Below are 16,273 nucleotides of genomic sequence, written 5' to 3'. Positions count from 1 at the left end.
TAGTATTTGTTTTTTTTACAATAAACTAAATAAAACATGTATTTAACTTTTTTTACCATTACTATTGTGGGGTGGACGTTTAAAATGTTTTAATTTTGCGATGTATAAACCTAAAATATTTTTAACCTAAGTATATTAAAAGCCTATGTACCTAAAAAGAAAAAGGACTACGAGCTTGTTAATGGTGGCTTTGTTCAGTACGAGTTTACTGCATGCCAACATTACGTATGAAGCTAATGCAGCTGTTGTTCAACAGCAGTCTGTATGTAAGGGAACAGTTGTCGACAATAATGGAGAACCCGTTGTTGGTGCTTCTGTCTTTGTCGTAAGTAATGGACAGAAAAAGGGAAGTGTAACTGACCTTGATGGTAAGTTTGAGATTGCAGGCGTTGCTTCTGGCTCTTCACTTACCATATCTTATGTTGGTTATAAGACCCAGCAGGTGACCTGGAGTGGTAAGGACCTAAAGGTAACACTACAAGAGAGCAGTGAGATGCTCGACAATGTTGTTGTTGTCGGTTACGGTACTCAGAAGAAGGTCAACCTTACTGGTGCTGTTTCTGTTGTGTCTTCAAAGGCATTGGAGTCACGTCCAGTAACGAGTGTTGCTCAGGCATTGCAGGGTGAGGTTCCAGGTTTGAACTTCAGCGTTGGCAATTCTGGTGGTTCGCTCAACAGCCGTATGAGCATGAATATCCGTGGTATCGGTACCATCGGTTCTGGCTCAAATGCTGCACCTCTCGTTCTTATTGATGGTTCTGAGGGTGATTTGTACTCAATCTCTCCGAACGATATTGAGAGTATCTCTGTATTGAAGGATGCTTCTTCAAGTGCTATCTACGGTTCACGTGCAGCATTCGGTGTTATCCTTGTTACTACAAAGAGCGGTAAGGATTCACGTATGAGCGTGTCTTACAATGGTAATGTACGTTTCTCAACAGCAACTCAGATTCCAGAGATGCCAAACTCATACGACTTTGCACGTTACTGGAACGACGCTGCTGCCAACAGTGGTGCACCTGCTCCTTTCAGTCAGGCAATTCTGGAGAAAATCAAGAACCATATAAACGGTACTCCGAAACCAGGTGATGAGGTGACAACTACATGGGCTGGTTATGATGCCAATGAGCCTTGGAGTATGTATACAGGGTCTTGGGACAATACCGACTGGTTCAAGGAGATGTATAAATCAAATGTTCCTTCCACCGAGCATAATGTTGCCCTCAGTGGTGGCGGTGGCAAGGTGAACTATTACCTTAGCGGTGCTGTCCTCAACCAGCGTGGTCTTATCCGTCATGGAAAAGACGAACTCACACGTTACAACTTCTCTGGTAAGATTACTGCCAACCTGAAGGATTGGTTCACAGTTACCTATAATACGAAGTGGGTACGTGAGGACTACAGTCGTCCGTCTTACATGACAGGCCTCTTCTTCCATAATATTGCTCGTCGTTGGCCAACTAACCCTGTTTACGATCCAAACGGACATTATGTTCATGGTAATGAAATTCTTCAGATGGAGAATGGTGGACTTGATGCCACACAGCAGGATAAGCTTTATCAGCAGTTAGCTCTCGAGTTCCGTCCACTCAAGGGTTGGAAGATTCGTTTGGAGGGTAACTACAATACTGTTAATTACCACAATCATTGGGATGTATTGCCTATCTACTACTATGATCAGAAGCAGAAACCAATAGCAGCTGCATGGAGTGGTAACTACGCTGCAGGTAAGTCTGATGTAGGTGAGAGCATGTCAAAGAACAACTATTACAATGGTCGCTTCTTCACAGAGTATATGTTCACACTGAACGATAAGCATGATTTTAAGTTCCTGGCAGGTTTGGATATGGAGTCTAACCGTTATACCTCTCTTGGTGCAGCACGTGCAGACTTGATATCCCCATTAGTTCCATCACTCAACAATGCTACTCATAAGGATGTGAGACCAAGTTTCTCAAATACTCAGTGGGCAACGATGGGTGTATTCGGTCGTATCAATTACGCATACGATTCACGTTACCTTGCAGAGTTTTCTATCCGTCGTGATGGTTCTTCACGCTTTATTGGTGATAAGACATGGAGTACATTCCCATCATTCGCATTGGGTTGGAATATTGCTAACGAAGAGTTCTTCAAGCCATTGACAAAGACTGTTAATACACTTAAGCTTCGTGCTACCTATGGTGCTTTGGGTAACACTAATATTAAAGCACTCTATCCTTGGTTCTTGAGTCAGCCAGCAAGTGCTTCTGCTTCTTCATGGCTTGTTAATGGTGAGCGTGTGAATATCTCTAATGTTCCGGGACTGGTTTCACCTAACCTGACTTGGGAGAGCGTTCGCTCATGGAATATCGGTCTTGACTTCGGTATGTTCAACAACAAATTGCAGGGTACTTTCGACTACTTCGTTCGTACAACGAAAAATATGGTAGGTCCTGCCCCTGTCAAACCTTCTATTTTGGGTGCTACACAGCCAGCTGAGAACAATAGTGATATGCGTTCTAATGGTTGGGACTTAGAGGTTAGATGGCGTGATAGAATTGGTCAGGTTGGCTATGGTATCAAGCTCGTTCTCTCTGATGACTACCAGACCATTACACGTTACTATAATCCAAACCGTCTGCTTTCAGAGTGGTGCGAAGGCAAGCGCATGGGTGATATCTACGGATACTTAGTAGAGGGTATTGCACAGTCAAACGAACAGATGAACGAATGGCTGGCTAACAACAAGCCTTCATGGGGCTCAAACTGGGCGGCTGGTGACGTTATGTATAAGGACTTGAACGGTGACAAGAAGGTTAACAGCGGTAAGGGCACTTATGATGATATGGGTGACTTGACTAAGATTGGTAACTCTTTGCCACGTTATCGTTTCGGTATTACTTTGGATGCTAACTGGAAGGGATTTGACTTCCTTATCTTTATGCAGGGTGTCGGTAAGCGCGACTTCTGGGATTCTTCTCCTTACAGCGTAGGTGCTAATACTGGCATGTGGCAGAGTGCAGCATTCAAGGATCACTTAGATTACTGGCGTCCAGCAACAGACACCAACTTAGGTCCTAATCCTAACGGCTTCTACCCACGTCCTCTCTTTGGTCAGGGTTCTAAGAACTTCCAGACAAGTGACCGTTACTTGCAGAATGCAGCTTACATGAGAATCAAGAATATCCAGCTTGGTTATACACTCCCTACTGCTATCGCAAGCAAGATTGGTGCAAATCGCATTCGTTTCTACTTCTCTGCTGAGAATCTCGCAACATTCACAAAGATGAACAAGATCTTTGACCCAGAGGCTACTGGTGGAGATTGGGGACCAGGTAAAATCTATCCACTCCAGAGAACAGTTTCTTTCGGTTTAAATCTTAATTTTTAATTCGTAGCAATTATGAAACATATTATATCAAATATATTGAAGGGAGGATTGCCTATTCTTTGCTTAGGCATGACGGTTACGTCATGTAACGATTTCCTTGACAGACCACCACTTGATCAAGTACCTCCCACTTCTTATTATCTGACAGCAGATCAGTTAGGTACATTCCCTATCAATTATTATACTTCTATTTTCCCAAACAACAGTGGATGGTGGGCTGGTGTAGCAACATTTGATGATGGGACAGACAATCAGGCTGCAAGAGGTGGTAACACTTCAATGTTCTTACAGGATCAGTGGAAAGTTCCTACATCTGGCGGTATCGGTATGAACAACATTCGTAACGTCAATAAGTTTATTAATGAGAATGAGCCGAAGATTGCTGAAGGCAAGGTATCTGGTGATGCGGATCTTATCAACCAGTATATGGGTGAGGCATACTTCATCAGGGCTATGCTCTACTACGATAAGCTCCAGGCTTATGGAGACTTCCCTATTCAGTTGACAGAACTTAAGGTTGAAGATGATCTTGTTACGCCGAATAAGCGTCAGCCTCGTAACCTTGTTGCCCGTCAGATACTCTCTGATATGGACAAGGCAATTGAGAAGCTGCAGGTGGATTTTGCCAAGAGGGTACGTATCAACAAGTATGCAGCTCTGGCTATGAAATCAAGAATGGCACTTTATGAGGCAACATTCGAGAAGTATCACAGAGGAACTGGTCGTGTGCCGGGTGATGCTAACTGGCCAGGCAAGAATAAGGAGTGGAACAAGAGCTTCACTATCAATCAGGATGATGAGGTAAACTTTTTCCTTGATCAGGCTATTGACGCTGCCAAGAAGGTTTGCGATGCAGTTCCATTGAAAACTAAGAACAGTCATGTAATGAATCCAAGTATCGTTGGACTGTACAATGGATGGAATGCATACTACGATATGTTTGCCAGCCCAGACTTGTCTAAGTATCCGGAGGTGTTGTTGTGGCGTCAGTTCAATTCAGATATTAACGTGGCTCACCTCACATCAAACAAACTTCGTGGCGGTGCTGCAACAGGTTGGACACGCGGTCTCGTTGAGTCATTCCTTATGAAGAACGGTCTGCCAATCTATGCTGCCAGCTCTGGTTATAATGGTGACACCACCATTGATATGGTTAAGAAAGATCGTGACGAGCGTCTGCAGCTCTTCCTCTTTGGTGAGTCTGATATACTCGGTATTGACCAAAAGAGCATTGACCTTGTGAACGAGAAGCGTCCTGCCGGTACGGCACCTATTGACAAAATCAAGTTCAATGTTGCTGGTCTCTTTGCAACCGACCAAGCATGTAGGGATGTCACTGGCTATCGTCAGCGTAAGTTCTATAACTATGACCCTGCAATGCAGTTAGGTCAGACCTTCTCAGATGTTGACGGTCAGATTATCATCCGTGTAGAGGAAGCTATGCTCAATTACATCGAGGCTTCTTATCTCCGTAAAGGTTCATTAGATGCAACTGCAACAGGTTATTGGACAGCTTTGCGTGAACGTGCTGGTATTACTGCTCCTATCTCAACAACTATTGCTGCAACTGATATGACCAAGGAGGCTGATGTTAAACGTCCTTCTTACGACTGGGCAGCATTCTCTGCAGGCAAGCCTGTTGACGCTACGCTCTATTCTATCCGTCGTGAACGTCGTAGCGAGTTTGCTGGTGAAGGTCTTCGTAATGATGACTTGATTCGTTGGGCATCTTTGGATCAGGTGAAGAACTATCAGGTTGAGGGTATCAACTTCTGGGATCAGACCTATCAGAATCCTACATTTGTAGATGGAAAGGGAAATAGTCTGATTATCTCTGATGGTGGTGATAAGGCTACGATGTCATCCAAGGACATTTCAAAGTATATCCATCCTTATCAGATTCAGAAGAACAACAATATTCTCTATAATGGTTATACCTTCTATCAGGCTCACTATCTGTATCCATTCTCTTATCAGGAGATGCAGCTCTGTTCACCTGATGGTACTGCAGAGAACTCTAACTTGTACCAGAATATCTACTGGCCAGTTGAGGCAAATGGTGAAGCTATCAAGTAAGTTTAGACTGAACGAAGTATAATCAATTAGATTATAAATAATGTCAGAGGGTGTATCAAGCGATTGATACACCCTCTTTCCATAATATAATGTAAGTTGTTCAACGCTTAACACCATGCGTGCTAACCATTAGCACCAATGGTGTTTACCTACCACACCATGTGTGACGAGTAACAAGATATATTTCATAAAACTGCCTTGTAAGTTATTGAAGTCTGTTGTTTGTAGTTGATTCTCTTGCATATGTGAGTACGAAAGGATATCTTTGCAATAGATTTTTCTTGTTATTTATACGGTCGGCTTTTCTGGCACAATAAATTAATTATGTTTGCATTTACTATTATTATACTAATTTGTATTCTTGCTCTTGGTATATCACTATTAGTGAGTCATTGGAGTAATGGTGCGAAGAGTGGGGAAGCGGTAAAAATAGAAACACTTTACAAAAAGAACTGGCGCTCCTTTTTCTGGATATCTCTACGTGTGTTGTCGTTTGCTTTGGTTACTGCCTTTTTGTTCTTAATGTTACTTGCTTCGTTTGCAGGTGATGATGCAGGTGAATGTTGCTTTTGGATTATGATATTTGCTGTTGGAAGTTGGCTTATTTCAATACCTCTTATTATTATTTATTTTTGCTCGCTGGCTCAAGCTATTCGAAATCGTGATTATACGAATAAAGTTTTTCTTGGCTTTCATTGTTTCAATGTCCTTCAGCTACTTTGTATTGTGATATTGGGTTGTTTACCTATTTCTTCCTGAAATCAATTTTGCTGTCACTGCTGTCATTCTTTGTGAAGAGATAATGAGCTGTTACACAGTGAGTTCTCTTTAAATGTTAAAATGACAACAACTTGAAAATAAAAAACTATGATACTGATGTGTAATAAATGGCTTCTTAGTTAAGTGAGATTTAGCCGTTTTATTAATGAAAATGTTTTAGTTGTTCTCTTGTAATTTCGAAGATAAATAACTATCTTTGTCCAATAATGTCTTGAAAGTTTAATCAACATATAACATGATTATTTTTGCTGTTAACATTTTGCTTTTCTTGATAGTTCTTGGTGTTTGGCTATGGATGGATAATAGGAAGAAAAGTAAACAAAAGGATGTAGTTGTCGATGCAGAAGATTCTTGTAAACGCGGTTATCGTTTTTTCTTCTGGCTGTTTCTACGTTTTTTGATATATGTTCTTATAACAGTCCTGTTGTTTACAATCATGTTGAGCTTCTACGAAGAGGATGATACAGAGGATTCGCTCTCCTGGTTAATGTTTTTTGCAATACTTGGTTGGTTCATTTCAATACCTATTGTTCTTGTTTATATCTGTTCTCTTGTACAGTCGGTTTGGTATCGTAATTATGTGAACAATATCTTTCTTGGACTCCATTGCTTTAATATCTTACAGGTGTTGTGTATTACGGTATTTGCTGTTGTTCCACAAGAAGAATGTACTCCTGAGACGATGGAGTCGTCCTACAAGGCTAATCGGCAGAATATAGAGAGACTTATTAAGGTTACAAGAAGTTGGCTACCAGATAGTACAGGATTCTCTGTAGAGTATTCGAAGCATGGAAAACTGACAGATTTGGATGTGTCATCAAAGCAACAAGTTAATTTCAAAGGTGATGAGATAGAGTCGAAGAAAGAACAGGAAAAAGAACTAAAAAAGATAGGATTAAGTATACAAAAACTTGATTCAGTTCGTTTAGCCTTGCAGAAGATGGGCTATCGAGGCTTGTCTGTCAGTAGAGGTGGTGCCGTAAGTGACTATACAGAAATCGTTTATGGGATGGCAGGGAATAAAGAGTTTGATTATAGAATCTATGATAAACCGTTCACAGACTCGCTTGTACATGAGTTAAATCGGCATTATAGCCTTGTTGTCTACAATCGATATGTAGTGTTTAGTTGTGTGGAATCAATTGATTATGATTGTCCTTTCCCTGGTAAATATGCCTATTTACAAAAACATACGTTGTCAAAGTAGTGAGGTGTAAAGGTACGTACATGGTTTATAGTGCATTGTTACTTATAGAGAAAGCCTTCATCCTTTTACAAACGCTATTGCTCTGTAGATGGATGAAGGCTTTTTATTTAGGCTGCTTTTTAGCTCTTTAGAACTTGTAAGTCACTGTAGCTTTTATGCTGCGTGGAGCACCTGGGAAGGAACGGAGCTTGTCATATCCACCCACCCAATAAACTTTGTTCATTGCGTTGTCGAGATTTAGCTGTACCTGCAAGTTACGAAGTCGATAATACAATGCTGCATTGAGGAGTCCATAGCCAGGATAGACAATGGTATTCTCGCGTCTTCCAACTTGTCCGTAACGCTTTGTTACTGTATTGAAACCCAGACCGAAACCAAAGTTGCGTAGCACACCTGTCTGAATGATATACTTTGACCAAATGTTGAAAGAGTTACGTGGTGTGTTTGGACGTTGCATACCATAGTCTTTCTCTGAGTTGGTTGCAGTCTTTGTGATAGCAGCATGGGTGTAGGCATAGTTAGCAACGATACTCCAATTAGGAAGAATGGAACCTGCTACATCTAATTCAATACCCTTTGAGGTTTCTTCTCCCACTTGTTCCAGCAATTCTGGATTATTTGCATCGTTGGCATTATAGAGTGTATTGCGTTTCTGAAGATGGAAGAAAGAAAGGGTAGTGCTGAGTCGTTTGTCAAACCATTCGCCTTTCAAACCCGCTTCCAACAACTGGCTGTATTCTGGATCAAATGGTCCACCAGTGTTAGGGTTACCCTGTACGGATGCACTCTGTGGTTCAAAGCCTTTTACCCATGTACCATACACATTTAGATTCTTGTTGATAGCAACGACAGCACCAAGGCGTGGAATGAACGCATGTTGAGTAGTACGGCTCTCCTTATTGGTCTTATAATTTAGTACATCGGTGAATATTTCCTGACGAATACCCAAGAGAAGCTTTACTGGTCCTACTTCCATCTGCTCTTGAAGGTAGATACCATGAGAATATTGTAAGTAAGGAGAGAGTGCTGTTGCAACAAAGACGTACTTAGAGTAGTCACGCTCAATATTGTTATTATTACTTGTCAAGTCATAATAAGGCACATTTGTCTTTGGATTACCATCCTTATCAAGTACGTACTTAGCTATGTTGGCAGGTTTGAAAGCTGTTGTTGTCGTACCGTCTTTTAGCAGATAGCCTCCTGCAGTCATTGCTGACGAGCCGGCTTGCTGTGCCATTTGGAAATAATCATAGCCAAGGAGGAGGCGATGATTGATAGCTCCTGTGCTTACGTTATAATTGAGATAGGTGTTAAAGCTGTTATTTCTAAAATGACGCTGACGTATAAGGCACTGCATAAGGATGCGAGATGGACTTTGAGAACCGTCAGCCAGTTTCACATAAGCATTTGCCTGATTATGCTCACGAAGGTCTTCATCATAGGAAGAGTTCAGATAGGTAGCATTGAAAGAGAGGTTATCCGTGAACTTATGGGTTACACCAAGCGTAATATTCACGAGGTTTTCCTTAAGATAATCATTTGTTGCAGAGAGCGAACGGCTAATTGGTACTGAATTGAGGTCGCCATCTCCAAAAATAGGCTGACCACGGTCAACCTTACCATCAGTGCGCTGATAAACTATGTCAACGTTAAAGCGTGTCCTTTGTGTTGGGAGGAACGAGAAAGATGGTGCAACTATATAGTTTGTATTTTCTTGTAGGTCACGATAGGAATCTGTATGTTCGTAACCGATATTAAGACGATAGAGCAGAGTGTGTTTTTTGTCTAACGGTCCTGTAAAGTCTCCGTAGGTGTTTAGTGTGTTGAAGCTGCCAACGGTTGTTGATACCGTATTGCGTTGATAAGGCAGTGGCTTCTTTGTTACACGATTAATGACACCACCCGGTGCAGCATTGCCAAAAAGGGCAGAAGCAGGACCTTTGATAACTTCAACACGCTCGATATTTGCCAGTGACTGCTGTTTCCAAAGACTTGTTTGTGCGCGCATACCATTGACAAGGTTTCCTGAATTGCGGTTACCAGTAGTGCGGAAACCACGAATAGAAAAGTCATTGTAGAAGGTGTATTGATTCACACCGCTGATATTCTTTACAACTTCATTAACAGTAGTTGCTCCTTGGTCGCGCACTAACTCCTTTGTTACGTAGCCGATAGACTGTGGAATGTCTTTCAAAGGTGTCTCTGTTTTTGTACCGATGAAAGAGTTGGTATTCTTATAGGAACGTTCGTTACGTCCAATTACTTCTACCGTCTGCAACACTTGGTCGTGCAGATAAGGTGTTGAGAACAATGTGTCTTGTGTAAGGCTGTCTGTTGGAACTTTACCCATAGTGTTTCCTTGTGCATTTATTGGCAGAGTTGCTGAGTATAATAAGGTGCCTGTCAATAATAAATAGGAATGTAATCTTTTTACCATATTAATAAATGTATAAAACCTGAAGAATGTTATATATATGGTGCAAAAGTATAGATAAAAAGTGAATGTTACAATACCTAACAGTGGGTAAATCACTTTTCTTTAAGGTGATAGAATTATGTTGAAAAAGAAAAGAAGTTGCAATAAAAGATAGACACGTGGATTGTGCATCCATCTATTATTGCAACTTCTCCTTTGTGGTCAAGGATAAGGATGATTTTTTGAATGCATTCTGTACTGCTACTTCAAAATCAACTTGTGGAAGTTCCTTAAAACTGTGACATTGTTGTTATTTTAAAAATATGCGTTTTCTTATTCTTTCAAGAGGTCAGGGCGTAGTCGTTTAGTACGTTCCATTGCTTGATCAAATTCCCATTGTCTAATCTTAGCCTCGTTTCCACTGAGAAGAATCTCTGGGACATCCCACCCGTTGTAACTGCGAGGACGTGTGTAGATAGGTGCTGAGAGCATATCATCCATAAAACAGTCGGAGAGTGCACTCTGTTCGTCACTGATGACACCTGGAACTAATCGTACAACAGCATCAGCAATGATGGCAGCTGGTAGTTCGCCACCTGTTAAAACAAAGTCGCCAACAGAGATTTCACGTGTAATAAGATGGTCGCGTACACGTTGGTCAACACCTTTATAATGTCCTGCAAGAATAATAAAGTTCCCTCCTAATGAGAGGCCATTGGCTATCTTTTGGTTGAATTGTTCACCATCGGGTGACGTGAAGATAACTTCGTCATAGTCACGCTCTTCCTTCAAAGCAGCAATACAACGATCAATAGGCTCTATCTGCATGACCATACCAGCCTGTCCACCAAAAGGATAGTCGTCAACACGGCGCCATTTATCCTTTGTGTAGTCACGAAGATTATGCAGACGAATCTCTGCTAATCCTTTTTTTTCAGCTCTGGCAAGGATACTCTCATGTACGAATCCTTCCAGCATCTCTGGTAAAACGGTGATGATATCTATTCTCATATAGGCACAAAGTTAACTAATCTTTTGCTATTCCGTTGATAGTTTAAGAATTTTTTGTAACTTTGCTGCTGTTTCTAAATATATAAACTTAAGAACAGTTATGAAAAGATTCTTTTCCCTCGCTATCTGTATGATAGCAGCTTTTAGTTGTGCAAACGCACAAAACATTCAGCTACATTATGACTTAGGTCATAGTCTTTACAAGAACCTTAGTTCACGTACATCGGTAACAACGACAGTTGAAATGTTTAAACCTGATGCTTGGGGTTCTACCTTTATGTTCACAGATATCGATTACAAGGGCGATGGTGTGATGGGTGCCTATTGGGAGATTTCACGTGAGTTTAATCTTTCAAAGAACAAGCAGTGGGCTGCTCATGTTGAGTATAATGGTGGTTTAGGTACTGGTAAGACCTTAGACAGCTATTATGGTAATCGTTACCAGCATGCTGTTCTTCTTGGTGGTGCATGGAACTGGGCATCAAAAGACTTTTCAAAGACGTTCAGCCTTCAGTTGATGTATAAGTATCAATTCAAGAATGGACACACAGGAGCGCATCCTTTTAGTGGCTTCCAGTTGACAGAAGTGTGGGGTACTACCTTTGCAAAGGGGCTTTGTACTTTCTCTGGTTTCTGCGACCTCTGGTATGACCCGAATGTGAACGGTAAGCTGATTCTCGTGTCAGAGCCTCAGTTCTGGTTTAATCTCAATACACTGAAGGGTATGAAAAACGTGAATCTTTCTTTAGGTTCTGAGGTTGAAATTAGCAATAACTTTGTTTGGAACGACAAAGGGCAGAACAACCGTTTCTATGCTATCCCTACGGTAGCTGCTAAATGGACATTCTAAGCATCCAAATAATACTTTATTTAATCAATATAGCAAAAGGAGACGATGTGTTTATCGTCTCCTTTTGCCATGTTCCGTGTTGTTATTTTGTTAGAATAAACTTCTTTCTGTTGGTTGCTCTGATCTTGAAGTTTGTGCAAAGCGAGCGATGAACTCATCCTCAGAAATAATAGGAATAGAGAGTTCTTTTGCTTTTTGATTCTTCCCTGAAGTACTTTCAACGTCATTGTTGATGAGAAAGTTCGTTGATTTAGATACTGACCCCGTTACCTTACCGCCTTGACTCTCAATATATGCTTTCAGTTCATTGCGATTCTTGTAATGATGAACATCACCTGTAACGACAAAGGTTAATCCCTGACAACCAGTTCCTGTAGGAGCTGAAGAAGTCTGACTGATATTTAATTCAGCCAGTAAATGCTGTAACATGGAATGATTGTCAGCATCTTTCATCCAACGAACAAAGCTTGCACTTTTCTCTGGTCCAATACCCGCAATTGTTGAAAAGACATCGTCGGATGCACTTTCTGTGGCTGTCTTGATAAGCTCCTCTAAGGGATAAGCTGATAACAGACGGTTGCAAACATCCTGCCCAACAAGCGGAATGTTAAGTGCAAAGAGCAGTCGGCGGGCTTCAACGCTGCGTGCCTTTTCAATGGCTGCCAACAAATTGGTGACACTCTTGTTGCCGAAACCTTCCATTGTACGCAGTTCGTTAGCATACTCATTGAGATGAAAGAGGTCAGCATATTCACGAACCCAGCCAAGGTTGATGAACTTCTGTACGGTCTGCTCGGAGAGTCCGTCAATGTTTACTCCTTCTTTTGATACGAATCTGCCGAACTTCTTCAGTTGTTTAGCAGGGCAATGAGCGTTTGTACAGTGTAGTGTACGTGTTCCGCTGAATTCGCTTGTGCGGACTTCTGTAGCTGAATGGCACACGGGACAAGCCTCTGGAATGTGGAAAATACCGACCCTTTCTATGACATTGATAACTTTCGGGATAATCTTATTTGCTTTGATAACGGCAATCTTCGTTCCCTTGTCGCCAATCCCTAATCGTTCACATTCGGAGATATTGCAAAGGGAAGCGCGTTTAACAGTTGTTCCTTCTAACTCAACAGGACGGAAAACAGCAACAGGTGAGATGGTTGAGGCAGCACATGACCATTCTATATAGTCTAATTCAGTTTCAGCACTCTCGTCTTGCCACTTAAAAGCATAGCCTGCACGTGTGGCATGATGCCCTGTGACAGAACCTGTTGCAGCGTAGACGGTATCGTCGTAAGTTATGACTAAGCCATCAACAGGGTAGAGGAATGGCGATGAACTTGCGCCAGTCACTCTCTCAGTCCAATGATGGATAACAGCTTCTATGTTGTTGATGGTTGGTTGTTCGATGACCTCTCTGTCTATAACCTTGAAACCTTGTTGCTCGAGCCATTCCATTCGTTTACCCCAAGAGTTTATTTCTTCCTCCGTATAAACGAGTGTAAAGGGAATCCAACGTAAGTGGCGAGCCTTTACTTCATTGATGTCTTTTAGAGTAAGAGAGCCTGATGCGAGGTTGCGAGGATTTGCATATTCTTCCTCCGCTTCCATGTTAAACTGCTCAAAATCAGGATAACTAATGACTGCTTCACCACGAATAACAAGGTGTCCTTTGTATGGAATAGTCTGTAAAATACCATCAATAGCCTTAGAGAGGTGCGTGATATTAGTCCCAATGTGCCCATCACCACGTGTGACAATTTTTGTTAGTTTTCCATCATCGTATGTGACGACAAGGGTCAATCCATCCAACTTCCACGATAGCCATATAGGTTTGTTTTCAGCCCATTTGGCAAGGTCTTCTACCTTCTTGGTCTTTGCCAAGGATAGAGCAGAGAACTCATGCTCCTCCTTTTTACCTGCAACATTATCGGCAGAAACTTTCTGTGTAGGCGAATTGGGAAGTATGATACCTGTTTCTTCTTCTAATCTTTTTAGCTTATCAAAGGCAGCATCCCATTCATAATCGGTCATAAGCTCTTCACGACCGTTATAGTAGGCGTCGGAAGCTGTATTAAGTTGGTCGACAAGTGATTGTATTTCTTTGTTCATAGTTTGTTTGATAATTGACGCTGATAGGTCGTACTAATATAGTGATAAGATGAAACAGATGATGGAAAACAACTCGGTTTTATTTCCAAAGCTGTTTGATGAGTGCTGCATCAGCCTCTGTCCACTTGAGCTTTGAAAACTCTTCAGGCTTTAACCAGCAGGAATCAATATGTGCGAGGAGCTTGAAGTCATTGTCGTGAGCCATGCAGTCGTAGGCAGTAAGCCGAATCGTAAAGTCGGGATATTCATGTTCAATACTGCAGAGCTTTGCCCCAACATAGACGTTCCAATCCATCTCCTCAAGCAATTCACGACGTAATGCCTCGTAATCACTTTCTCCCTCTTTGACTTTTCCACCAGGAAATTCCCAATGTTCTGCAATGTAGATGGGTCCTTTGCGTAATCGTTGTGTACATAGAATTTTATCGCCGTCATGAACAACAGCGCAAACAACATTGAGATGTTTCTTTTCCATAAATTTATCTATTGTTCGGTTATATCTTTTTTCTTCTTGCTTTATTTGCAAATATACTACAATTTGCTGAATGTTTCTACCTTTCTTGGAATTATTTTGAATTCTTTATATGCCAACTCATATCTTTTGCTTATCTTTGTACACCAGAAAATAACAGAATTTATAAATATTATGTCTACACTAACAATTGCAATTATTGTAGTCTTCGTACTGGGTTATGCGCTCATTGCTATGGAGAGTCTTACTAAAGTTAACAAGGCGGCAATCGCTCTGTTGATGTTTGTTTTCTGCTGGATGCTTTTTATGTTTGATCCAGCTCCGTTTATACAGCTGATGCACCCTGACTTCGCAGGTGCAGGTGAAAAGGTTGTAGCTTTTGCCAACTCCTTGATAACGGAGCATCTGGGCGATACTGCTACCACACTCTTCTTCCTTATGGGAGCAATGACGATTGTGGAAATTGTCGATCAGAATGGTGGATTTAACTGGGTGAAGAATGTAATGCAGTCAAAGACAAAGCGTAGCCTGTTGTGGAAGATAGCTTTTATGACCTTCTTCCTCTCTGCAATTCTTGATAACTTGACAACAAGCATCGTGATGATAATGATACTTCGTAAGCTTATCCAAGATAAGCATGACCGAATGATATATGCTTCGCTGGTTATTATTGCGGCAAACTCTGGAGGTGCTTTCTCACCAATTGGAGACGTGACAACTATTATGTTGTGGAACTCTGGTATGATAACAGCTGGTGGTGTTATCAGTGAAATCTTTGTTCCATCCTTAATTTCAATGTTGATACCAGCCTTCTTGTTGTCGCTTTCACTGAAAGGTAATATTCAAAGAGATAATTTGACAAATGATTTGTCGGGTGATCGTGAAGTGTTAGAGTTTAATAGTTTACAGCGTAAGATAATTTTTGCTATCGGTGTAGGTGGTCTATGCTTTGTACCTTTGTTCCACTTCCTCACTGATTTACCACCTTTTGCTGGTATCTTGTTGGTTTTGGGCGTTCTTTGGACCGTTACCGAATTGTTCTATCATAATCTTCATAAGAAAAGAGGTGGTGACTTTCATTTCTCAAAGCGTGTGAGTAGCCTGCTAAGTCGTATTGATATGTCAACCATCCTTTTCTTCCTTGGTATTCTTATGGCTGTGGCTTGTTTGGAGGAAGTTGGTGTGTTGAGAGAATTAGGAAATGGTTTAAACATAGCTTTTAATAGTAACCATTATGCCGTGACAGGTATTATCGGCGTTCTTTCATCAATCGTAGATAATGTTCCTCTCGTTGCAGGTAGTATGGGTATGTATCCTGTTCAGGCACTGGGCGATATGTCTGTTGATGGTATCTTTTGGCAGTTGCTTGCTTACTGTGCAGGTGTGGGTGGTTCAATGCTTATCGTAGGTTCTGCAGCAGGTGTCGTAGTAATGGGACTTGAGAAAATTACTTTCGGCTGGTATATGAAGCGTATTTCTTGGATTGCTTTCGTTGGTTATATTGCGGGAATTCTCTCATATTGGGTTATTCGTACCCTTATTTTCACCACTCCACTTTAATCGCTAATTCTCAGATTACTATATTTTAAGTAGTTGTATAAGCCCTCGTCTGTCCAATATGTATATGACCATGTGGATAGGTGAGGGTTTATTCTATTCTTCAGGAAATGAGATGTAAAGTAAGAAAATAGAATCTTTCCCATCTTACGAAAATGCAACAATATTACTACAGTATTTTTTTTATTTGGCTGTCACTTTTAACACTTTGTTTAAATGTGTTGTAAATCAGTAGGTTGCATGGTTAAATTAGATGATAGGAGTGACAGGAAAACTTATTTTGTAGAAATTGCTTTGTTATAAGAAAGCAGAGAAACGGAATGAAATAGGATAGCGTATTACATATACAGAATTGTCTTTGATGAATAGTGTTAAAGGATAGTTTTTACATTGAAAGCATGCCTTATCATTATGCTTATTTCTCTATA

Annotated in this window: 10 protein-coding genes; 6 read left to right on the top strand and 4 right to left on the bottom strand. The window is 41.0% G+C overall.

The window, feature by feature from the left end; genetic code table 11:
* Positions 1-145: 145 nt before the first annotated feature.
* The 4 genes from J5A56_RS01010 (at position 146) to J5A56_RS00995 (ending at position 7,436) form a co-directional block, all read left to right on the top strand.
* On the top strand, positions 146-3,373 hold the full coding sequence (locus tag J5A56_RS01010; RefSeq protein WP_036920281.1) for a SusC/RagA family TonB-linked outer membrane protein: 3,228 nt from the start codon (positions 146-148) through the stop codon (positions 3,371-3,373).
* A gap of 12 nt (positions 3,374-3,385) precedes the next feature.
* Positions 3,386-5,449 carry a RagB/SusD family nutrient uptake outer membrane protein gene (locus J5A56_RS01005; protein WP_021672748.1) on the top strand — a complete coding sequence of 688 codons (2,064 nt, stop codon included), beginning with the start codon at positions 3,386-3,388 and terminating at the stop codon, positions 5,447-5,449.
* Positions 5,450-5,773: 324 nt separating this feature from the next.
* Positions 5,774-6,208, top strand: a complete 435-nt coding sequence (locus tag J5A56_RS01000; protein WP_021672749.1) for a hypothetical protein — start codon at positions 5,774-5,776, stop codon at positions 6,206-6,208.
* Between the two features lie 457 nt (positions 6,209-6,665).
* On the top strand, positions 6,666-7,436 hold the full coding sequence (locus J5A56_RS00995; protein WP_249112045.1) for a hypothetical protein: 771 nt from the start codon (positions 6,666-6,668) through the stop codon (positions 7,434-7,436).
* Between the two features lie 127 nt (positions 7,437-7,563).
* Here J5A56_RS00995 and J5A56_RS00990 read toward each other — a convergent pair whose 3' ends face one another.
* Positions 7,564-9,786 (bottom strand): TonB-dependent siderophore receptor, encoded by a 2,223-nt coding sequence (locus tag J5A56_RS00990; RefSeq protein ID WP_021672751.1) that lies wholly within the window; start codon positions 9,784-9,786, stop codon positions 7,564-7,566.
* A 399-nt stretch (positions 9,787-10,185) separates the two neighbouring features.
* Entirely contained in the window at positions 10,186-10,863 is a 678-nt protein-coding gene (gene trmD / locus J5A56_RS00985) for a tRNA (guanosine(37)-N1)-methyltransferase TrmD (protein WP_021672753.1), read from the bottom strand.
* 100 nt (positions 10,864-10,963) lie between these two features.
* On the opposite strand from trmD, the gene J5A56_RS00980 reads away from it, so the two are divergent.
* On the top strand, positions 10,964-11,713 hold the full coding sequence (locus J5A56_RS00980) for a DUF5020 family protein (protein ID WP_036920285.1): 750 nt from the start codon (positions 10,964-10,966) through the stop codon (positions 11,711-11,713).
* Between the two features lie 90 nt (positions 11,714-11,803).
* Here J5A56_RS00980 and ligA read toward each other — a convergent pair whose 3' ends face one another.
* Both ligA and J5A56_RS00970 read right to left on the bottom strand, forming a co-directional pair.
* Positions 11,804-13,816, bottom strand: a complete 2,013-nt coding sequence (ligA, locus tag J5A56_RS00975) for an NAD-dependent DNA ligase LigA (protein WP_021672756.1) — start codon at positions 13,814-13,816, stop codon at positions 11,804-11,806.
* A 79-nt stretch (positions 13,817-13,895) separates the two neighbouring features.
* On the bottom strand, positions 13,896-14,291 hold the full coding sequence (locus J5A56_RS00970; protein ID WP_036920287.1) for a (deoxy)nucleoside triphosphate pyrophosphohydrolase: 396 nt from the start codon (positions 14,289-14,291) through the stop codon (positions 13,896-13,898).
* Between the two features lie 171 nt (positions 14,292-14,462).
* Here J5A56_RS00970 and nhaD point away from each other — a divergent pair, with 171 nt between their 5' ends.
* Positions 14,463-15,848 carry a sodium:proton antiporter NhaD gene (gene nhaD, locus J5A56_RS00965; protein ID WP_036920310.1) on the top strand — a complete coding sequence of 462 codons (1,386 nt, stop codon included), beginning with the start codon at positions 14,463-14,465 and terminating at the stop codon, positions 15,846-15,848.
* The last annotated feature ends 425 nt before the right edge of the window (positions 15,849-16,273 follow it).

The organism is Prevotella melaninogenica, assembly GCF_018128065.1.
In the GTDB taxonomy this organism is placed as follows: domain Bacteria; phylum Bacteroidota; class Bacteroidia; order Bacteroidales; family Bacteroidaceae; genus Prevotella.
The sequence above is the reverse complement of the archived record's forward strand: the minus strand, read 5'-3'. Positions and strand labels throughout refer to the sequence as shown.

Bases quoted from the DNA above. Each gene is read 5' to 3' on its own strand.
- J5A56_RS01010 (WP_036920281.1), top strand. From the start codon at position 146: ATGTACCTAAAAAGAAAAAGGACTACGAGCTTGTTAATGGTGGCTTTG.
- J5A56_RS01005 (WP_021672748.1), top strand. From the start codon at position 3,386: ATGAAACATATTATATCAAATATATTGAAGGGAGGATTGCCTATTCTT.
- J5A56_RS01000 (WP_021672749.1), top strand. From the start codon at position 5,774: ATGTTTGCATTTACTATTATTATACTAATTTGTATTCTTGCTCTTGGT.
- J5A56_RS00995 (WP_249112045.1), top strand. From the start codon at position 6,666: ATGTTGAGCTTCTACGAAGAGGATGATACAGAGGATTCGCTCTCCTGG.
- J5A56_RS00990 (WP_021672751.1), bottom strand. From the start codon at position 9,786: ATGGGTAAAGTTCCAACAGACAGCCTTACACAAGACACATTGTTCTCA.
- trmD (WP_021672753.1), bottom strand. From the start codon at position 10,863: ATGAGAATAGATATCATCACCGTTTTACCAGAGATGCTGGAAGGATTC.
- J5A56_RS00980 (WP_036920285.1), top strand. From the start codon at position 10,964: ATGAAAAGATTCTTTTCCCTCGCTATCTGTATGATAGCAGCTTTTAGT.
- ligA (WP_021672756.1), bottom strand. From the start codon at position 13,816: ATGAACAAAGAAATACAATCACTTGTCGACCAACTTAATACAGCTTCC.
- J5A56_RS00970 (WP_036920287.1), bottom strand. From the start codon at position 14,291: ATGGAAAAGAAACATCTCAATGTTGTTTGCGCTGTTGTTCATGACGGC.
- nhaD (WP_036920310.1), top strand. From the start codon at position 14,463: ATGTCTACACTAACAATTGCAATTATTGTAGTCTTCGTACTGGGTTAT.